This window comes from Streptosporangium becharense, assembly GCF_014204985.1.
In the GTDB taxonomy this organism is placed as follows: domain Bacteria; phylum Actinomycetota; class Actinomycetes; order Streptosporangiales; family Streptosporangiaceae; genus Streptosporangium; species Streptosporangium becharense.
This window is the reverse complement of sequence record NZ_JACHMP010000001.1, coordinates 3,691,510-3,707,123: the sequence shown is the minus strand read 5'-3', so window position 1 is coordinate 3,707,123 and position 15,614 is coordinate 3,691,510. Positions and strand designations below refer to the sequence as shown.

Here is a 15,614-nt window from a genome sequence, read left to right as displayed (position 1 = left end):
CGGGCGGCGAGACCCGCCCCGGTCCGTATCCCGCCCGGTCCCATGACAGGTGGGCATCGGACGGAACGCGGCGGGGCGGGAGGCTAACCGCACTCGCGAAGGGCCGGGGCCGGCTCGGGGGCTGAGAGATGGCCGTTACCCAGCGTCTCGGACGCGGTGACCACGGCCCACACCGTGGTGACGTCTCCTTCGTGCCGGACCCCCCACCGGGAGGCGATGTAGTCGACGATTCCGAGACCTCGTCCCCCCAGGGAGGAGAGCGTCGGACGTCCGGCGCGGGGCTCGGTGGCGGCCCCACCGTCACTCACCGCGACCTCGACGTGGTCTTCGATCCAGTGCCACGCGACCCTGATCTGCCCTGACGGTAACGGGTGCGCATGTCGAAGCGCGTTGCTCAGCAGTTCGCTGACCACGAGCACCGCGTCGTCGATCGCAGGCTCGGAAACACCCCGTTCTTGCAGGTCAGAGCAGAGGCGTTGACGTGCGACAGCGACGCTGGACGGTGCATACGGCAACAAGACGACGCTCGACGCACTCACCTCCCCGTTATGCCTGTTCCCCCTGAGGGACACACCCCACTACGACCGAAATGCCCCGTTAGATGGGCTGAGAAACCGAGTGCCAATTACGGGTTGTGCACATTCGACAATAGATCAGCTCATCCGTTACCGACTTGTTACCGCCTCGGCGTGTCGATCAGGTATGGGCCCCGGGCGTGTCGGCGATGGGCAGGGCAAGGCGCATCCGGGTGCCCCCGGTGGGCCGCGGATGGGCCGAGACGTCACCGCCCTGGGCCCTCGCCAGACTCCGGACGATGTACAGGCCGAGCCCCACCCCGCCGAACCTGCGACGGTCACCGCTGTCGCCCTGGACGAAGCGCTCGAAGACCCGCTCCCTGCTGGCAGGGGAGATGCCCACGCCCTCGTCGTCGACGACCAGCACCACCCGGTCGCCGTCCGCCCACGCCTCGACCCTGATCAGGCCGCCGTCCGGGGAGTACTTGAAGGCGTTCTCCAGCAGCTGGCCCAGCAGGATGTCGGTGGCGAGCACGTCTCCCGAGACCGGGGGCAGGTCGTCGGGGAGGCAAACCTCGATCCGGTGCAGGTCCGACAGCACCGGCAGCCCCATCGTCGCGGCCCGCACCAGCTCGGCCAGGTCGAAGTCCTCGATCCTCAAGGGGAGCTCCGGGGCCCCGGCGCGGGAGCCGAGCAGGAGGTGGTCCATGAGCTGGCCGAGCGAGCGGGCCCGTTCGGCGATGGTGTGCACGGCCGAGCGGCGTTCGGCGTCGGTCATGCTGTCCCAGCGTGTGTCGAGCGTGCTGGCGAAGCCGCGGACGACGGTGATCGGGGTGCGCAGCTCGTGGCTGGTGGTCGCCAGGAACAGGTCCTTGGCCTCCTCCAGCTCCTTGGCCCGGGTGACATCGCGGAAGTCGACCACCATCTCGCCCGTCTCCACGATCTCGGCGCAGAGCACGTCCAGCCAGGTGCCCGAGGGAAGCTGGATGGTGAGTTTGTCCCCCGGCCCGGGCAGCCGGAACGGCGGCGGCCCGCCGATCACCTCGGCGGCGTGGAAACCGGTCAGCTCGGTGGCCGCCGGGTTCCACTGGGTGACCCGGCCCGTCTCGTCGAGGACCGCGATGCCGTCGGCGCTGGCGTCGAAGACCGCGCGCTCGTGGGCACGCTGCCGCACCGCCTCCTGGTAGGCCGTGGCGTTGCCCACCGCGATGCCGGCGTGACCGGCCAGGAGCTCCAGCAGCTCCAGTTCCAGATGGCCGGCCTTGCGCTTGGCGAACAGCGCGTACAGCGCGCCGTACGGCCGTCCGCCCACCACCGCCAGGCCGAGCGCGATGGTGTGCAGGCCGGGCAGCTGCGACCAGATCAGCTCGTCCAGCCGTGCCCGGTCACCGGTCTCCAGCATCACGGTCCGGCCCTCGCGCAACAGCTTGCCGACCAGGCTGGTGCGCAGGTCGGCGGTGGAGTTGCGCAGTGTCTCGGGCAGCTTGTGCCGGGCGACGAGCCGGAGCCGGTCGCCCTCGATGAGCACGAAGCCGCCCGCGTCGGCCCCGGTCAGCTCGGCGAGACTGGCCGCGATCCGGTCGAGCACGTCCGGCAGTTCCCGCGCGGCGTTGATGTCGGCCACCACGTCGGTGAGCCTGCGGACGAGTTGCGTCCTGCGGGCGTGGCGGTCGTTGGCGGTCTCGTCGTCCTGGGCGAGGTGGTAGACGCTCACGTAGCCGAGGAGCTCCCCGGTGTCCGAGCACAGGACGCCGGTGTCGACCCGCACGTCGAACAGGCTGCCGTCGCGGCGGAACCGCTTGGTCCGCAGCGACACCTGGCCGCCGGTGCGGACCTTCTCCAGGACCGCGTTGTGCTCGGCCCTCAGCTCCTCGGGGACGACCGGCGCCCTACGGCCGATCATCTCGCACGCCGACCAGCCGAACAGGCGCTCGGCGGCGGGATTCCATGCGATGACCGACTCCTCCTCGTCGATCGCGACGATCGCGTTGGGCGCCGCGGCGACGACCGCACGGCCGATGCCTCCGTCACTCCCGGCCCTGTAGTCCAGCACACACCCATAGTGCCGTCTCGACCGGCCTGATCTTGGCACTTTCATCCCGCACGTGTTGCCACTCGCGGGGGCGATCCGTCCGATACGCTGCGGTCACCACACACCTGGCTACGAAAGGGTGGGGCCGTGTCATCCGGCGACATCGATGCACTGCTACGGGTGACGTCGCCCGACTACATCGGCACGAGCCACCCCGAGATAGCCTTCGGAACACTCGACGGCCCGGTGGGGCGCCTCACCCTGGCCGTCACGGCCCGGGGCGTGGTGGCGTGCAGCTACGAGGACGAGAACGTCGTCTTCGAGCGGATCAGCAAGGAGGTCGGCACGTTCATCGGGCCGGACGCCCGGCGGCTCGACCCGGTCCGGCGGGAGCTCGACGCCTATTTCTCCGCCCGGCTGCGCGCCTTCACCACCCCGGTCGACCTGCGGCTGACCACCCAGTTCGCCAGGACCGTGCTGCAGATGATGCTGTCGGTCCCGTACGGGACGGTGACCACGTACCGCGAGATCGCCGAGCGGATCGGCAGGCCGAGGGCGTTGCGCGCGGTCGGCAACGCGCTCGCGAGCAACCCGGTGTGCGTGATCGTGCCGTGTCACCGGGTGGTGGAGAGTGACGCGGTCCTCGGCGGCTACGCCGGAGGCGCGGCGGCCAAGGAACGCCTGTTGCGGATCGAGAGCACCGGCGCGCGCCGCCGCCCGTCCGCCGGCGCGTAGCACGCCCCGGCGGTTCTCCCGCCGTCCATGCCCGTCCATGCGTCCGTCCATGCCCGTCCATGTCCGCCCATGCCCGTCCATACTTCATCGCCCGCTGCCCATGCTCATCGTCCACGCACGCCGTCGTGCCCGCCGTCGGCGCGCGGGCCGGCGGACGACGGCACGCGGCCGGCGGACGGCCCCGGACCGCGGGGCCGGTCGCTCACCTGCGGCGGCGCAGGGCTCCCAGGGCCAGGGTCACCAGCCCGGCGACGAGGAAGGCTCCGACGGCGGAGCTCATCCACGGCTGCGGGACGAACCCGATCGCGTCGCGGGCGCCCGTCCAGAACGAGGTCCACCACCTCAGTTCCGGCGCGACCGGCAGGGCGGCGAGCATCCACCAGGCCACGAAGCCGAGTGCCCACGGCACCATCATGAGCGGCCGTGCGGGCGCGTCGTCGGAGGTGTCCCAGCGGCGGGAGCCGCCGAGCACGAAGTAGTCGACGGCGAGCACCGCGAACATCGGCACGAAGACCGCCCCGATCAGGCCCAGGAAAGCGGTGTAGGCGTCGGAGGTGGCGAAGATCGCGATCAGCGTGACCAGCGCGCCGACGGCCACGGAGATGACCCGGCGGTCCAGCCGGGGCAGCAGGTTCTGCAGGGACATGGCGGTGGAGTAGACGTTCACGAACGACTGGTCGGTCTCGCGCAGCACCAGGATACCGAAGAACAGCGGACCGAGCGCCGCGGCGACGAAGGGGTCCCAGACCTTTCCGGGGTCGTTGCCGACCAGCGCGAGCGCCGCGATTCCCAGGGTCAGGCAGGCGACCTGGGCGATCGTGTAGCCGCCGACGACGCCGGTGAAGGCGGCCCTGCCGGATCGGGAGAACCGCGCGAAGTCGGCCGCGACGGGCACCCACGAGACCGAGAGCGCGATCACGTAGTCGACCGAGGGGGCGAACGCCTCCCATGATCCACCGCTGACCGTCGGGACCTGCCGGAACAGCGCGACGAGGAACCAGGCCATCGAGATGATCACACCGACGGTGACGTACCTGCGCAGGATCCGGACGGCTCCCAGCGGTCGGATGGTCAACGCGGTGGTGATCACTCCCGCGACGACCACCCAGACCGCGTAGGGCACCCCGGTGGCCCCGAGGGAGCCGGCGATGGCCTGGGCACCCCGGGCGATGACCCAGAGCTCGAAGATGCCCCAGCCGATCATCTGGATGATGTTCAGCACGGTCGGCAGGTAGGACAGCCGCGCGCCGAACAGGCCGCGGAGCAGGACCATGGCCGGGGCGCCGGTCCGCTGCCCGGGGATCGCGGCCAGGCCGACCATCGCGGTGCCGATGAGGCTGCCCGCGACGGCGGCCAGGATCGCCGCCGCGAAGCTCAGCGGCCGGTCGCCGAGCGGGTTGATCAGGGTGATCGCGCCGGAGAACCCGAGCAGGCTGACACCGAGGTTGGCCCACAGCGCACCCTGGTCGAGCACGCCGAGGGCCTTGGGCGGGGCCTCGTCCAGGGTGAGGGGCGCCTCGGCCGCTTTCGGGTCGACGGTCTCGGAAGGGCCGCTCCGGGGGCCGACGGCGGCAGACTTCATCACACGCTCCCTACGCCGGCATTACCCGGACAGGTTCATGCGGTCGGCGGCACGGCGGGGGCCCGTGTGACCCCCTGCGTGGTTCCGCCCTCTCAGCCCGGTCTCGCCCGAGCTCCCGCGGTAAGCAATTCGTGCTGATTATGTCATCTATTTCCTTTCTGACAAGGGTTCGCCCCCGATGAGCGGTTCAGGCCACGAACGGGTCACCGCCGGTCTCCGCGACCATCGGGCGGCCGGCGTAGTGCCACGACTGCATGCCGCCCCCGACGTTGATCGCGTCCCAGCCGACGTGGTTGAGCCAGGCGGCGGCGTTGGCCGAACGGCCGCCGACCCGGCAGATTACGTAGACGGGGGCGTCCTTGGGCACCTCGCCGACCCGGGCCTGCAACTCGCCCAGCGGGATGTGGACGGCCCCGGGCGCGTGGCCGGCCCGCCACTCGTCGTTCTCTCGCACATCGAGCAGGAACACGCCCTCGGGCACCGCCTGCGCTTCGACCTCAGGAACACTCATGAGGCCATTGTCCCAAGTCCGAGCCCCGGTGGAGGGCGAAGCCGCCGGACACCCCCTCCCTCCGGCGTGCGAACGGTTGACGAGATGGTCAACGTGATTTACCTTTTCGGCATACAGTCAATCAGGTTGACCATATCTGGAGGCAGCATGACCACCGCGAAACTGGCCGACGCCCCCGTCTTCGACAACGGCGGCATCACCATGCGCTCGCTCGCCGTCCCCTCGCGGGGCTCGTCGGAACTGGCCGTCTGGTCACTCGAGATGGAGCCCGGCGCGGAGAGCAGGGAGCACAGCGTCGACCGCGAGGAGGTGTTCGTCGCCCAGTCGGGGCGGATCGTGGGCGTCATCGGGGGCGTCGAGCACGTGATCGAGGCGGGAGACGCGCTGATCCTGCCGCCCGGCGTCCCGTTCTCGATCAGGAACGGCTCGCCGACCGAACCGGCCGGCGCCATCGCGTGCACCTCCGCCGGGATCACGGCGACCCTGGACGGGCGGACCGTCCTGCCGCCGTGGGCCCGGTGACCTCTCCCTCACCGCCTCCGGGTCAGGGCACGTCCCAGAAGGCCAGCTCGTGCGCCATCCCCTGAGCGAAGAGAGCCTTGGCCCGTTCGGCGTCGACGACCGCCTCGTCGATCATCACGGCGATTCGCTCGGTCAGCGCGGCGAAGCCCGGATCCGCGTACGTGTCGACCCAGGCGCGGTAGCGCGGTTCGGCCGGAGGATTCTCCGCGAGGGCACGACCGAGCGCCGAGTAACCCCACATGCACGGGTAGAGCGCGGCCAGGCCGTCGGCGTAGGAGGCCGCGGAGTCGAGCAGGAAGGCGGTGTAGGCGGCGCAGGCCGGCCCCTTCCTCGCCCCGTCGAGGTCGGCGCCGAACTCCGCCGACAGCGACCGGTGCAGCTTCAGCTCGTCGTGGAGCGTGGCGTGGGCCAGGTCCACCAGGTCGCCCAGATGCCCGTCGGGGGCCTGCCACGCCAGCCGGGAGAAGACCCGCACATAGTCGAGGAGGAAGAGGTAGTCCTGCTCGAGCCAGGACCGGAAGACCGGCTCGGGAAGGTCCCCGCGGGCGATCCCGGCCACCGTCGGGTGCGCGAGCTGCTCGCCGAGAAGGGAACGGCCGACGACATGCAATTGCTGTGAAACGCTCATAAGCCGAGCATTGTCGCAGTCCGGCCGGCGGTGTCTCAGGCCGCGGTGTCTCAGGCCGCGGTGTCCGGGGTCAGCGCCGCGGCACCGAAGGAGACACTGAAGCGCTTGCACCAGATGGTGACCGTCTTCAGGCTGTCGAGATCGGCGTCCGCGGGGATGGCGTAGTTGGCGTTGCCCTTGTTGCCCTTGAGGTTGCCCAGCTCCAGGTGCTCGCCGTCGTCGAGGTTGAACCAACCGGCGGTGCCCTCCTTGACGGGCTGGTCGCTCAGCCACACCCGCAGGTCGGGACCGTCGGAGGTGTTCAGGTTCTCGATCCTGAGCACCCGGCTCCCGTCGGCCAGCTCCAGCACCTTCGCCCGGCCCCGGGTCTCGTGCTCGTGGGAGATGAACGTGCCGGCGGCCACGGTCTTCGGCTTGCGGGCCGGCGCGGACGGGGCGTCCGACGCGTCCTGCCCACCCTGCTGCCCCGTCGTGGACGGCGGGGCGTCGGCGACGACGGGCACGGCCTCGTTCACCTCGACGGTGGTGAACAGGCGCCAGGGCTGGAAAAGGTAGAGCGCGACGCCGAACGCGACGGCGGCGAAGGCCGCGACGACCCACGTGGCGGGATGCCTCAGCAGTTTTCTGATCTTCATGATGTCCCTCCGACCTCGGGCCGACGCTATCCCGGCCGGGGGCCCGCGGCGCTTACGGAGTGCTTACGGGGCCGGACACCACCGCGGCACCGGCGGAAACCAGGGCGTCGGAAGACACCGGAGTCGCCGGGAGACGACGGCCGGTCGCCGCCGGTACGGCCGCGGCCGGCCGCCTCCGACGTAGTCTCGAACGATGACGACGATCACCGAGGAAGTGCTCCTTCTCGCCTACGACGAGCAGGAGGGCAAGCAACTGATCGGCTCGACGGAGCTGGACGCGGCGCTCGGCGGGGCCCTGCTGGCCGAACTGGCCGTCGAGGGCCGGATCGACCTCGCGGACCGGAAGGTCACCGTACGGGACACGACGCCCCTCGGGGACGAGGAACTCGACGCGGCGCTGGAGCGGATCGCGGCCGAGTCGAAGCCGCGCAAACCCGAGTGGTGGGTGCAGCGGTTCAACTCGGGCAAGCTCCGCAAGCGCCTGCTGGCGCGCCTGGCGGAGCGGGGCGTGCTGCGCGAGGAGCAGCGCAGGATCCTGGGGATCTTCCCGAGCACCCGCTACCCGGAGAGCGACCCCGAGATCGAGCGGGGCATCCGGGAGCGGGTGCGGGGCGTCCTCGCCGGGGCCGACCCCGACGAGCGGACCGCCGTCCTGATAGCGGTCCTGCACGCGGCCAAGATCGACCGCAAGGCGTTCCCGGACGCGCGCAAGGAGCGGATCAAGGAGATCACCGAAGGCGACTGGGCGGGCGAGGCGGTCTCCAAGACCATCGCCGCGGTCAACGCGGCCGTCATGACCGCGGTGATCGCCGGGGCCGTCGCCGCGAGCACCTCGGGCGCCGCCTCCGGCTGAGCCCGCCGGCGGACGGGCTCCCGCACCGCACTCACTTGCCGAGGACGTCCTTGGGAACGGGCTTGTCCTCGGCGAGCGCGTTGAACAGGCGCAGCGCCTTCTCCCGGTCCCACTTGACGACGGCCTGGCCGTTGATGGTGGGCAGGGATCCGACGGGGACGGCCGTGGTGATCGGGTTGCCGCCCATGGCCAGCCCGAGGGAGAGCAGGTTGAAGGCGCCGGTCTCCTCGCCGACCGCCACCGAGTCGGTGGCGCTCAGCGCGAGCGGTACGGAGGTGAAGGGGTTGAGCAGGACGCCCGGGCTGGCGGCCTTCTTCACCACGGCGGAGAAGAACTGGCGCTGGCGCTGGGTCCGGTCGAGGTCGGGGATGGCGCCGGTGGCCCTGGTGCGGACGTAGCCCAGGGCCGTGGCGCCGTCCATCACCTGCCGGCCCTTCTTCAGGTCGATCCCCGCCTTGGGGTCCTTGATGTCCTGCTTGACGTCGATCTCGACGCCGCCGATGGCGTCGACGATGCCCACGAAGCCGCTGAAGCCGATCTCCATGTAGTGGTCGATCCGGACCCCGGTGACCTTCTCCACGGTCTTGGCCAGCAGCTTGGGGCCGCCGTCCTGGAAGGAGTAGGCGGCGTTGAGCTTGTCGCTGCCGTGGCCGTCGATCGGCACGTACGAGTCGCGGGGGAGGCTGACCAGGGTGGGCCGGCCGTCGCCCTCGGGGATGTGCAACAGCATCATCGTGTCGGTGCGGCGGCCGACGGCCTTGCCGGTGGCGAGTTTCCTCCGCTGGGCCGCGGTCAGGCCCGCGCGGCTGTCGGAGCCCACCAGCAGCCAGTTGGTGCCCGGACCGTCGGCGGGGCGCCCCTCGTAGTCGCCGAGCGCGTCGATCCGTTCCAGCCGGGAGTTGATCACGAAGTATCCGCCGACGGCCAGAACCAGCACGACCACGAGCAGGCCGATGAGGACGCGTGCGGCCAGTCTGCCCGGACGCTTGGGCCGCCAGCCCTTCAGGCCGAAGCCGCCTCCCGAACCCGGCGGGGGACCGGCCGGACCGCCGGGGACAGGACCGCCGGGGACAGGGCCGGGGGACGGGCCGATCGGCCTGACCGGGCCGGCCCCCGACCTCGCCTTGCCGTACACCCGCGCGCTCCCCTGTCGGGGCGACGCCTCCCCGGGGCCCGACGCAGCGCCGAAGGCCGCTTCACGGGAGGACGCTTCGCGAGGTGACGATCCGCGGGAGGAGGCGCCGCGGGATGAGGCCCCGCGTCCGCCAGGTGAGGGATAGGCGGGCTGCCCGGCCGCGCGTGGCTGCACGGGCAGGGGCTCGGTCGGTCCGAGCGCATTGATGCGGTCGTGGTCTTCCGGCCAGTCAGCCACGTCGTGTTCCGCCACTTCTCGTTCTCTGTTGAAAACGTCATTATCGACGCTACGTCGCGGCCCCCGCGCGTGTCGGGTGGTCGTCAAGGTTTCCCCATGCAAAAGTACGCAGAAGGGTGTGGAGGCACCAACAATGTGATCGTCAACCCATCCGGAAACATTGACCGCCATCCGCATCGTTACGGTAGAGGACTACCTCTGCTCGAAAGGATGATCGTGTCCGCTCCCGATCCGTGGAGTACCTGCCCGTGCGAAGGCACGGGAACCGCTGATCCGACCGGGAGAGCCACCCGGTGAACACGGCTCTGGGCCTGCTGGCCGTACTCCTCCTGACCCTCGCCACCGGCTACTTCGTCGCCCAGGAGTTCGCCTTCGTCGCGGCGGACCGGGGCGTGCTGCGCGAGCAGGCCGACGCCGGTGACACCTCCGCCGCCAGAGCGCTCCAGGTGACGGGGCGCCTGTCGTTCATGCTCTCGGGCGCGCAGCTGGGCATCACGGTCACCGCGCTGCTCGTCGGCTTCATCGCCGAACCGGCCATCGCCACGGTCATCCGTCCCGGCCTCTCCGCCGTGGGCGTGCCCGAGGCCGCCGTGCCGGGCATCGCGGTGGCGCTGGCCGTGGCCGTCGCCACCGTCATCCAGATGGTGTTCGGCGAACTGGCCCCCAAGAACCTGGGCATCGCCCGCCCGGAACCGATGGCCAAGTTCCTCGCCCGTTCGACGCTGATCTACATGAGGATCGCCGGCCCGGTCATCCGGCTGTTCGACTCCGCCGCCACCGGCCTGCTGCGCCGCGTCGGCGTGGAGCCCGTGGAGGAGATCGAGCACGGCGCCAGCCCCGAGGAGCTGTCCCGCATCATCTCCGAGTCCGCCACGGCCGGTGATCTGCCGCCGCGCCTGTCGGAGCTGCTGGAGCGGGCTCTGGAGTTCGGCGACCGCACCGCCGAGGAGATCATGGTCCCGCGTCCGCGCCTGGTGCTGCTCCGGGACGACCGGCCGATCTCCGACCTGGTCGCCGCCGTCGGCGAGCACGGCCACTCCCGTTACCCGGTGCTCTGTGACGTCAACGGTGACGACGTGGTGGGCGTGACCGGTGTGCGGGAGCTGCTCAGGTCCGGTCTGACCGAGGGACCGCTGAAGAAGATCACCCGCCCCGCCCTCCTGGTCCCCGACTCGCTGCCGCTGCCGGTGGTGCTGGAACGCATGCGGGCCGCCCGGGACGACATGGCGTGCGTCATCGACGAGTACGGCGGCCTGGCCGGCGTGGTCACCATCGAGGACCTCGCCGAGGAACTGGTCGGCGAGCTGATCGACGAGAACGACCCGGAACCGGCCGGGGTCGTCGCCAACGACGACGGCACGTGGGATCTGCCGGGCACCCTCCGGCTGGACGAGATCGAGCGCGCCACCGGCCTGCCGCTGCCCGAGAGCGACGACTACGACACCGTCGCGGGCCTCGTGCTCGCCACCCTCGGCCGGATGGCGGAGCCCGGCGACCGGGTGAAGGTGACCCTGACCATGGAGCACGACCTCCTGGAGGGCGACGGGGTCGAAGAGAAGGACGCGGTCCTCACCGTGCTGTCGGTGCAGCGCCGGGTGCCCGAGTGGGTGCGGCTGGCGCTCGCCCGGCCCGGCGAGGACGATCCCGGTGCCCCCGGTGACGCCGCCGGGTCGGGAAGCGCCGGACAGGACGCCGGAAGGTCGGAGAGCGGGCGCCCGGACGGTGCCCCGCGAAACCACCGGAACCACCGCGACCACCGCGACCACACGGCAGGCGACGACGTGCGGCGAGACGCCGGACAGAGCGACACCGGGCGGGAGGGCGTGCCGGGCGACGGCGTGCCCCGGGACGACACGGAGCGGGACGGCGCGAGGAGAGATGAACCCGTGACGACCGCGTCCCGGATGGCCGGACGCGGCTCCGGCGCGCCGGGATACGGCCGAGGCCCGGTGGGGGGACGATGAGCACCACCGGTGCCCTGCTGATCGGTGTGGCCCTGCTGATCGGCAACGCCTTCTTCGTCGCGGCCGAGTTCGCGGTGATCTCGGCCCGCAGGCACCGCCTGGAGGAGCTCGCCGGCAGGGGAGGACGGTTGGCCCGGATCGCCGCCCGCGCGGCCGTGCGCGGCGGCCGGGAGCTGTCGCTGATGCTGGCCGGGGCACAGCTGGGCATCACACTGTGCTCGCTGGGCCTGGGCATGGTGACCGAACCGGCCATCGAGCATCTGCTGGAGCCGGTCTTCGCCGCGATCGGCGTCCCCGAGTCGCTCCAGGTTCCGATCGCGCTGTTCATCGCGCTGGCGCTGGTCACCTTCCTGCACATGGTGGTCGGCGAGATGGCCCCCAAGTCGTGGGCGCTGACCCACCCCGAGGCCGCCGCGATGGGCCTGGCCCTGCCGTTCCGCGGCTTCACCTGGGTGGTCCGGCCGGTGCTCGCCGCGCTCAACGGCCTGACCAACGGGATACTCAGGCTGTTCGGAGTGCACCCGCGCGACGAGCTGGCCACCACCAGGACCCCCGTCCAGCTGGCCATGCTGGTCGGCGAGTCGGGCCGGATGGGCCTGCTCGACCGTGACGAGCACGACCTGCTGACCCGGGCGCTGCGGGTCCACCAGCAGCCGGTGGAGCGGCTGATGCTCCCCCTGGCGGAGACGGCGTCGGTGCCCGCGGACGCGCCGGGTGCGCGGGTGCGCGAGGTCGCGGCGGACAGCGGGCACCTGCGCCTGCTGGTCACCTCCGGCGAGCCGGGCGACGTCCTGGGCGTGGTGCACGTCAGGGACGCCCTGGTGCGGCCCGAGGCGAGCCCCGCGCAGCTGGCCCGCCCGGTGCCCCGGCTGGCGAAGACCACCACGATCCCCGAGGCGGTTCACGCCCTGCAGGACGCCCGGGCCCACCTGGGCCTGGTCACCGACGGGGACGAGGTCGTCGGCATGGTGAGCCTCACCGACCTGGTCGGGGAGCTCCTGGACGTCCGGGGGCTCGCCACCCCGGCGGGCCCGGCGCCCGCGCGGGCCTGACGCCCGCCGGACGCTCCGGAAACGCCGAAGGCGCACCGGGCACCGGGCATCGCAGAACGGGCCGGGAGGATTCTTCCGGCCCGTTTTCTCTGTCAGCGTAATCACGAGGTCGCCCGAAACCGGTGCAAGTCATCCGAAAGTGATCGGCAAGTGCGGGCCCATAGAACTGGGAGGCGCATGGTCGTACCGGTCCGGAGCCCCCAGATCCGTGCGTGACCAGCGAAGCCTCCGCCGACGGAACGAGCGACGACCATGACCGACCATCCAGCGCCTACGCGCGGAATCACGCAGAAGGCCCCTGCCGCGCGAACGGCCCCGGGGGGACACCGGACCCTCGGGAAGCAGAAAGGCCCCGGCCTCGCTTTTCGCGAGGCCGGGGCCTTGATCTGGTGGGCGAGGAGGGATTTGAACCCTCACGTCCTTTCGGACACACGGACCTGAACCGTGCGCGTCTGCCGTTCCGCCACCCGCCCTTGCTGGGTGCGGTCGAAACACTAGCACGAATCTGCCGGTACCCACGAACCCGGATACGATCCTCCTAGATGTGAAGCGGAACGACTGGGTGCGGAAGAGCAAGGAACGAACCGACGAGCCCCAAGCGGCCGCGACCATATAGACGGAGGAGGGGAGGTACCCGGTGGGAGTCCTGCAACGTTTCGAGCGGAGACTCGAAGGCTTGGTTGAGGGGGCCTTTGCGCGGGCGTTCAAATCTGACCTTCAGCCGGTCGAGGTCGCCAGCGCGGTCCAACGGGAGATGGACGAGCGGGCTGCGATCGTCGCGCAGGGGCGCACTCTCGTGCCCAACGACTTCGTGGTCGAGTTGTCCACGACCGACAGCGAACGTCTGGAGGTGTACGCCGACAGCATCGGCCAGGAGCTGGCGAACCTCGCCAGGGAGTACGCCAAGGAGCAGGGTTACTCCTTCGTGGGGCCGGTGCGGGTCCGCTTCGAGACGGCCGACGACCTCGCGGTCGGCCTGTTCCGGATCCGATCCGGCGTGATCCGCGGCGCCACGGTCGAGCAGGACGAGATCCGCCAGCCGGTGAGCGACGTGCCCCCGGCCCGGACCCACGCCTTCCCCGGCCGCCCCCGTCTGCTCGTCTCCACCCAGGACGACCCGCAAGGACAGCGCTCCTTCGACCTGACCACACCGGTCACCCTGCTCGGCAGGGGCACCGACTGCGATCTACGGCTGGTCGACCCGGGTGTGTCCCGGCACCACGCCGAGCTGCGGGTGGAGGGTCCCCTGGTCGCGCTCGTCGACCTCGGCTCCACCAACGGCACCTTCGTCAACGGCCAGCCGGTTCGCCGGGTCGAGCTCCAGAACGGCACTCGTGTGACGCTGGGGCGGACGACTCTGGTTTTCCGGCGCGATTAAAGGTAAACAGACGGTCCATGTCCGAGCTCACGCTGCTGCTGATCCGGCTCGCCTTCCTCGCGGTGCTGTGGTTCTTCGTGATTGCCGCGGTCGGTGTGATCCGGACAGACTTGTTCGGATCGCGCACGCCCGCCGCCGTTCCCGTCAAGGCTCCCAAGCCGGTGAAACCCGCGTCCAAACCGCGGAAGGGGGAGCCCCGGCAGATGGTCGTCGTCGGCGGCCCCCTGCAGGGCACGATCATCCCTCTCACGGAGGTGCCCATCACCATCGGCCGGGCGAGTGACGCGACGCTGGTGGTCAGCGACGATTACGCCTCCAGCCGGCACGCCCGGCTCTTTCCTCAGGACGGTCAGTGGATCGTGGAAGATCTCGGTTCGACCAACGGCACATACCTCGACCGCTCTAAAGTCACCCGTCCGACTCCGGTGCCGCTCGGCGTTCCGATCCGCATCGGTAAGACCGTCATCGAATTGCGCAAATGACCATCGCACTCCGTTACGCCGCCCGCTCGGACGTCGGCCTCCTCCGTGAAGGAAACGAGGACTCGGCGTACGCAAGCGGCCGCCTGCTCGCCGTCGCCGACGGCATGGGCGGCCACGCACACGGCGAGGTGGCCAGCTCGGTCGCCATCGCCGCGATGTCCTCCCTCGACATGGACGCGCAGGGGGGTGACCTGCTCAGCGCCATCGAGGCGGCGGTACGCGACGCCAACCGCAGGCTGCACGAGATGGTCGGCCGCGATCCCAGCCTCAAGGGCATGGGCACCACCCTGACCGCCATGCTGTGGTCCGGTACGAGAGTGGCCCTGGTCCACGTCGGCGACTCCAGGGCCTACCTGCTGCGCGCCGGGGAGCTGTACCAGATCACCCACGACCACACCCTGGTGCAGTCGCTGGTGGACGACGGCCGGATCACCCAGGAGGAGGCCGCGACCCACCCGCAGCGGTCCATCCTGCTGCGGGCGCTCGACGGCAGCGGCGAGGTCGACCCCGACCTGTCGTTGCGCGAGGCCCAGGTCGGCGACCGCTACCTGCTCTGCTCGGACGGCCTGTCGGGGGTGGTGAGCGCGGAGACCCTGCACCACACGCTCACCACGATCGACGACCCCGACACGGTGGTCCGCACGCTGATCGACCTGGCCAACCGCGGCGGCGGCCCCGACAACATCACCTGCGTGCTCGCCGACGTGCTGGAGGTGGACGAGGGCGTCCCGCCCGCCGGTGAGGCCGCCGTAGTGGGTGCCGCGGGGTCGACCATGTCGAGGTCACAGCCGCTCGGCCAGCCCTTCGGCCAGCCGCCCGGCGCGCCGCCGGACGAGGGCGGCGTGGTCACCGCTCCGCAGCCGGTGATCACCGACGACGATCCCGGCGGCGAACCGGTCGTCAGGGCCGTCGCCCGGCCCGCCAGGCGACGGCGGCGGTGGCCGTTTCTGGTCGCGGCGGGCGGCGTCGTCATCGCCGGGGGCGGCCTAGGCTGGTACTTCGGCAATCAGTGGTTGCAAGACCAGTATTTCGTCGGGGCCAGGGGTAACGAGATCGTGGTTTTTCAGGGTGTGAAGACCAACCTCGGCCCTTTCGAGCTCTTCGACGTCGCCCGGAGCACCACGGAGTCGGTCTCGGCTCTCGGCGCGTTCCAGCAGGGCCAGGTTCGCGACGGCATCCCCGTCCCCGACGTCGAGGCGGGCCTGAAGAAGATCGAGGAGCTCAAGTCGTCCACGGCCGAGTCCGACGGCGGGAAACCGACCCCCACTCCCAGCGCCTCCCCCTCCGCGACCGCCACCCCCTCAAAGCCCCCCCAACCCACAAGGACTCCCCAACCCACAAGGTCACGGTAGA

Annotated in this window: 15 protein-coding genes and 1 tRNA gene; 8 read left to right on the top strand and 8 right to left on the bottom strand. The window is 70.9% G+C overall.

Annotated features, from left to right (window positions below):
- Positions 1 to 83: 83 nt before the first annotated feature.
- Positions 84 to 539 (bottom strand): ATP-binding protein, encoded by a 456-nt coding sequence (locus F4562_RS16080; RefSeq protein ID WP_312872136.1) that lies wholly within the window; start codon positions 537 to 539, stop codon positions 84 to 86.
- Between the two features lie 157 nt (positions 540 to 696).
- Positions 697 to 2,613 carry a sensor histidine kinase gene (locus tag F4562_RS16075; RefSeq protein ID WP_184537164.1) on the bottom strand — a complete coding sequence of 639 codons (1,917 nt, stop codon included), beginning with the start codon at positions 2,611 to 2,613 and terminating at the stop codon, positions 697 to 699.
- An 81-nt stretch (positions 2,614 to 2,694) separates the two neighbouring features.
- Here F4562_RS16075 and F4562_RS16070 point away from each other — a divergent pair, with 81 nt between their 5' ends.
- On the top strand, positions 2,695 to 3,282 hold the full coding sequence (locus tag F4562_RS16070; protein ID WP_184537166.1) for a methylated-DNA--[protein]-cysteine S-methyltransferase: 588 nt from the start codon (positions 2,695 to 2,697) through the stop codon (positions 3,280 to 3,282).
- Positions 3,283 to 3,484: 202 nt separating this feature from the next.
- On the opposite strand, the gene F4562_RS16065 is transcribed toward F4562_RS16070, so the two are convergent.
- Both F4562_RS16065 and F4562_RS16060 read right to left on the bottom strand, forming a co-directional pair.
- Positions 3,485 to 4,864 carry a purine-cytosine permease family protein gene (locus F4562_RS16065; protein WP_184537168.1) on the bottom strand — a complete coding sequence of 460 codons (1,380 nt, stop codon included), beginning with the start codon at positions 4,862 to 4,864 and terminating at the stop codon, positions 3,485 to 3,487.
- 187 nt (positions 4,865 to 5,051) lie between these two features.
- Positions 5,052 to 5,375: a rhodanese-like domain-containing protein gene (locus F4562_RS16060; protein ID WP_184537169.1), complete on the bottom strand. Its 324-nt coding sequence runs from the start codon at positions 5,373 to 5,375 to the stop codon at positions 5,052 to 5,054.
- A 147-nt stretch (positions 5,376 to 5,522) separates the two neighbouring features.
- Here F4562_RS16060 and F4562_RS16055 point away from each other — a divergent pair, with 147 nt between their 5' ends.
- Positions 5,523 to 5,897: a cupin domain-containing protein gene (locus F4562_RS16055; protein ID WP_184537172.1), complete on the top strand. Its 375-nt coding sequence runs from the start codon at positions 5,523 to 5,525 to the stop codon at positions 5,895 to 5,897.
- A 22-nt stretch (positions 5,898 to 5,919) separates the two neighbouring features.
- Here F4562_RS16055 and F4562_RS16050 read toward each other — a convergent pair whose 3' ends face one another.
- Positions 5,920 to 6,525, bottom strand: a complete 606-nt coding sequence (locus F4562_RS16050; protein ID WP_184537174.1) for a TenA family protein — start codon at positions 6,523 to 6,525, stop codon at positions 5,920 to 5,922.
- A gap of 50 nt (positions 6,526 to 6,575) precedes the next feature.
- Positions 6,576 to 7,160, bottom strand: a complete 585-nt coding sequence (locus F4562_RS16045) for a DM13 domain-containing protein (protein WP_184537176.1) — start codon at positions 7,158 to 7,160, stop codon at positions 6,576 to 6,578.
- Between the two features lie 193 nt (positions 7,161 to 7,353).
- Here F4562_RS16045 and F4562_RS16040 point away from each other — a divergent pair, with 193 nt between their 5' ends.
- On the top strand, positions 7,354 to 8,013 hold the full coding sequence (locus F4562_RS16040; RefSeq protein WP_184537178.1) for a GOLPH3/VPS74 family protein: 660 nt from the start codon (positions 7,354 to 7,356) through the stop codon (positions 8,011 to 8,013).
- Positions 8,014 to 8,044: 31 nt separating this feature from the next.
- Here the strand turns inward: F4562_RS16040 and F4562_RS16035 are convergent, their stop codons facing one another.
- On the bottom strand, positions 8,045 to 9,148 hold the full coding sequence (locus tag F4562_RS16035; protein WP_311733782.1) for an LCP family protein: 1,104 nt from the start codon (positions 9,146 to 9,148) through the stop codon (positions 8,045 to 8,047).
- A gap of 530 nt (positions 9,149 to 9,678) precedes the next feature.
- On the opposite strand from F4562_RS16035, the gene F4562_RS16030 reads away from it, so the two are divergent.
- On the top strand, positions 9,679 to 11,349 hold the full coding sequence (locus F4562_RS16030) for a hemolysin family protein (protein WP_311733783.1): 1,671 nt from the start codon (positions 9,679 to 9,681) through the stop codon (positions 11,347 to 11,349).
- Positions 11,346 to 12,401: a hemolysin family protein gene (locus tag F4562_RS16025; protein ID WP_184537180.1), complete on the top strand. Its 1,056-nt coding sequence runs from the start codon at positions 11,346 to 11,348 to the stop codon at positions 12,399 to 12,401. Before F4562_RS16030 ends, F4562_RS16025 begins: the two co-directional genes overlap by 4 nt.
- Before the next feature lie 387 nt (positions 12,402 to 12,788).
- Here F4562_RS16025 and F4562_RS16020 read toward each other — a convergent pair.
- Positions 12,789 to 12,874, bottom strand: a tRNA-Leu gene (locus tag F4562_RS16020).
- A gap of 164 nt (positions 12,875 to 13,038) precedes the next feature.
- Here F4562_RS16020 and F4562_RS16015 point away from each other — a divergent pair.
- Genes F4562_RS16015 through F4562_RS16005 form a run of 3 tightly spaced genes read left to right on the top strand, consistent with a single transcriptional unit; the run spans position 13,039 to position 15,613 of the window.
- Positions 13,039 to 13,779, top strand: coding sequence for an FHA domain-containing protein (locus F4562_RS16015; RefSeq protein WP_184537182.1), 741 nt, complete (start codon positions 13,039 to 13,041; stop codon positions 13,777 to 13,779).
- A gap of 17 nt (positions 13,780 to 13,796) precedes the next feature.
- The gene (locus F4562_RS16010) at positions 13,797 to 14,261 is read left to right on the top strand and encodes an FHA domain-containing protein FhaB/FipA (RefSeq protein ID WP_184537184.1); all 465 of its coding nucleotides are present in this window, start codon (positions 13,797 to 13,799) and stop codon (positions 14,259 to 14,261) included.
- Entirely contained in the window at positions 14,258 to 15,613 is a 1,356-nt protein-coding gene (locus F4562_RS16005) for a Stp1/IreP family PP2C-type Ser/Thr phosphatase (protein ID WP_184537186.1), read from the top strand. The genes F4562_RS16010 and F4562_RS16005 overlap by 4 nt, the downstream gene beginning before the upstream one ends.
- The last annotated feature ends 1 nt before the right edge of the window (position 15,614 follow it).

Bases quoted from the DNA above. Each gene is read 5' to 3' on its own strand.
- F4562_RS16045 (WP_184537176.1), bottom strand. From the start codon at position 7,160: ATGAAGATCAGAAAACTGCTGAGGCATCCCGCCACGTGGGTCGTCGCG.
- F4562_RS16025 (WP_184537180.1), top strand. From the start codon at position 11,346: ATGAGCACCACCGGTGCCCTGCTGATCGGTGTGGCCCTGCTGATCGGC.
- F4562_RS16050 (WP_184537174.1), bottom strand. From the start codon at position 6,525: ATGAGCGTTTCACAGCAATTGCATGTCGTCGGCCGTTCCCTTCTCGGC.
- F4562_RS16040 (WP_184537178.1), top strand. From the start codon at position 7,354: ATGACGACGATCACCGAGGAAGTGCTCCTTCTCGCCTACGACGAGCAG.
- F4562_RS16075 (WP_184537164.1), bottom strand. From the start codon at position 2,613: ATGAAAGTGCCAAGATCAGGCCGGTCGAGACGGCACTATGGGTGTGTG.
- F4562_RS16005 (WP_184537186.1), top strand. From the start codon at position 14,258: ATGACCATCGCACTCCGTTACGCCGCCCGCTCGGACGTCGGCCTCCTC.
- F4562_RS16065 (WP_184537168.1), bottom strand. From the start codon at position 4,864: ATGAAGTCTGCCGCCGTCGGCCCCCGGAGCGGCCCTTCCGAGACCGTC.
- F4562_RS16060 (WP_184537169.1), bottom strand. From the start codon at position 5,375: ATGAGTGTTCCTGAGGTCGAAGCGCAGGCGGTGCCCGAGGGCGTGTTC.
- F4562_RS16010 (WP_184537184.1), top strand. From the start codon at position 13,797: ATGTCCGAGCTCACGCTGCTGCTGATCCGGCTCGCCTTCCTCGCGGTG.
- F4562_RS16055 (WP_184537172.1), top strand. From the start codon at position 5,523: ATGACCACCGCGAAACTGGCCGACGCCCCCGTCTTCGACAACGGCGGC.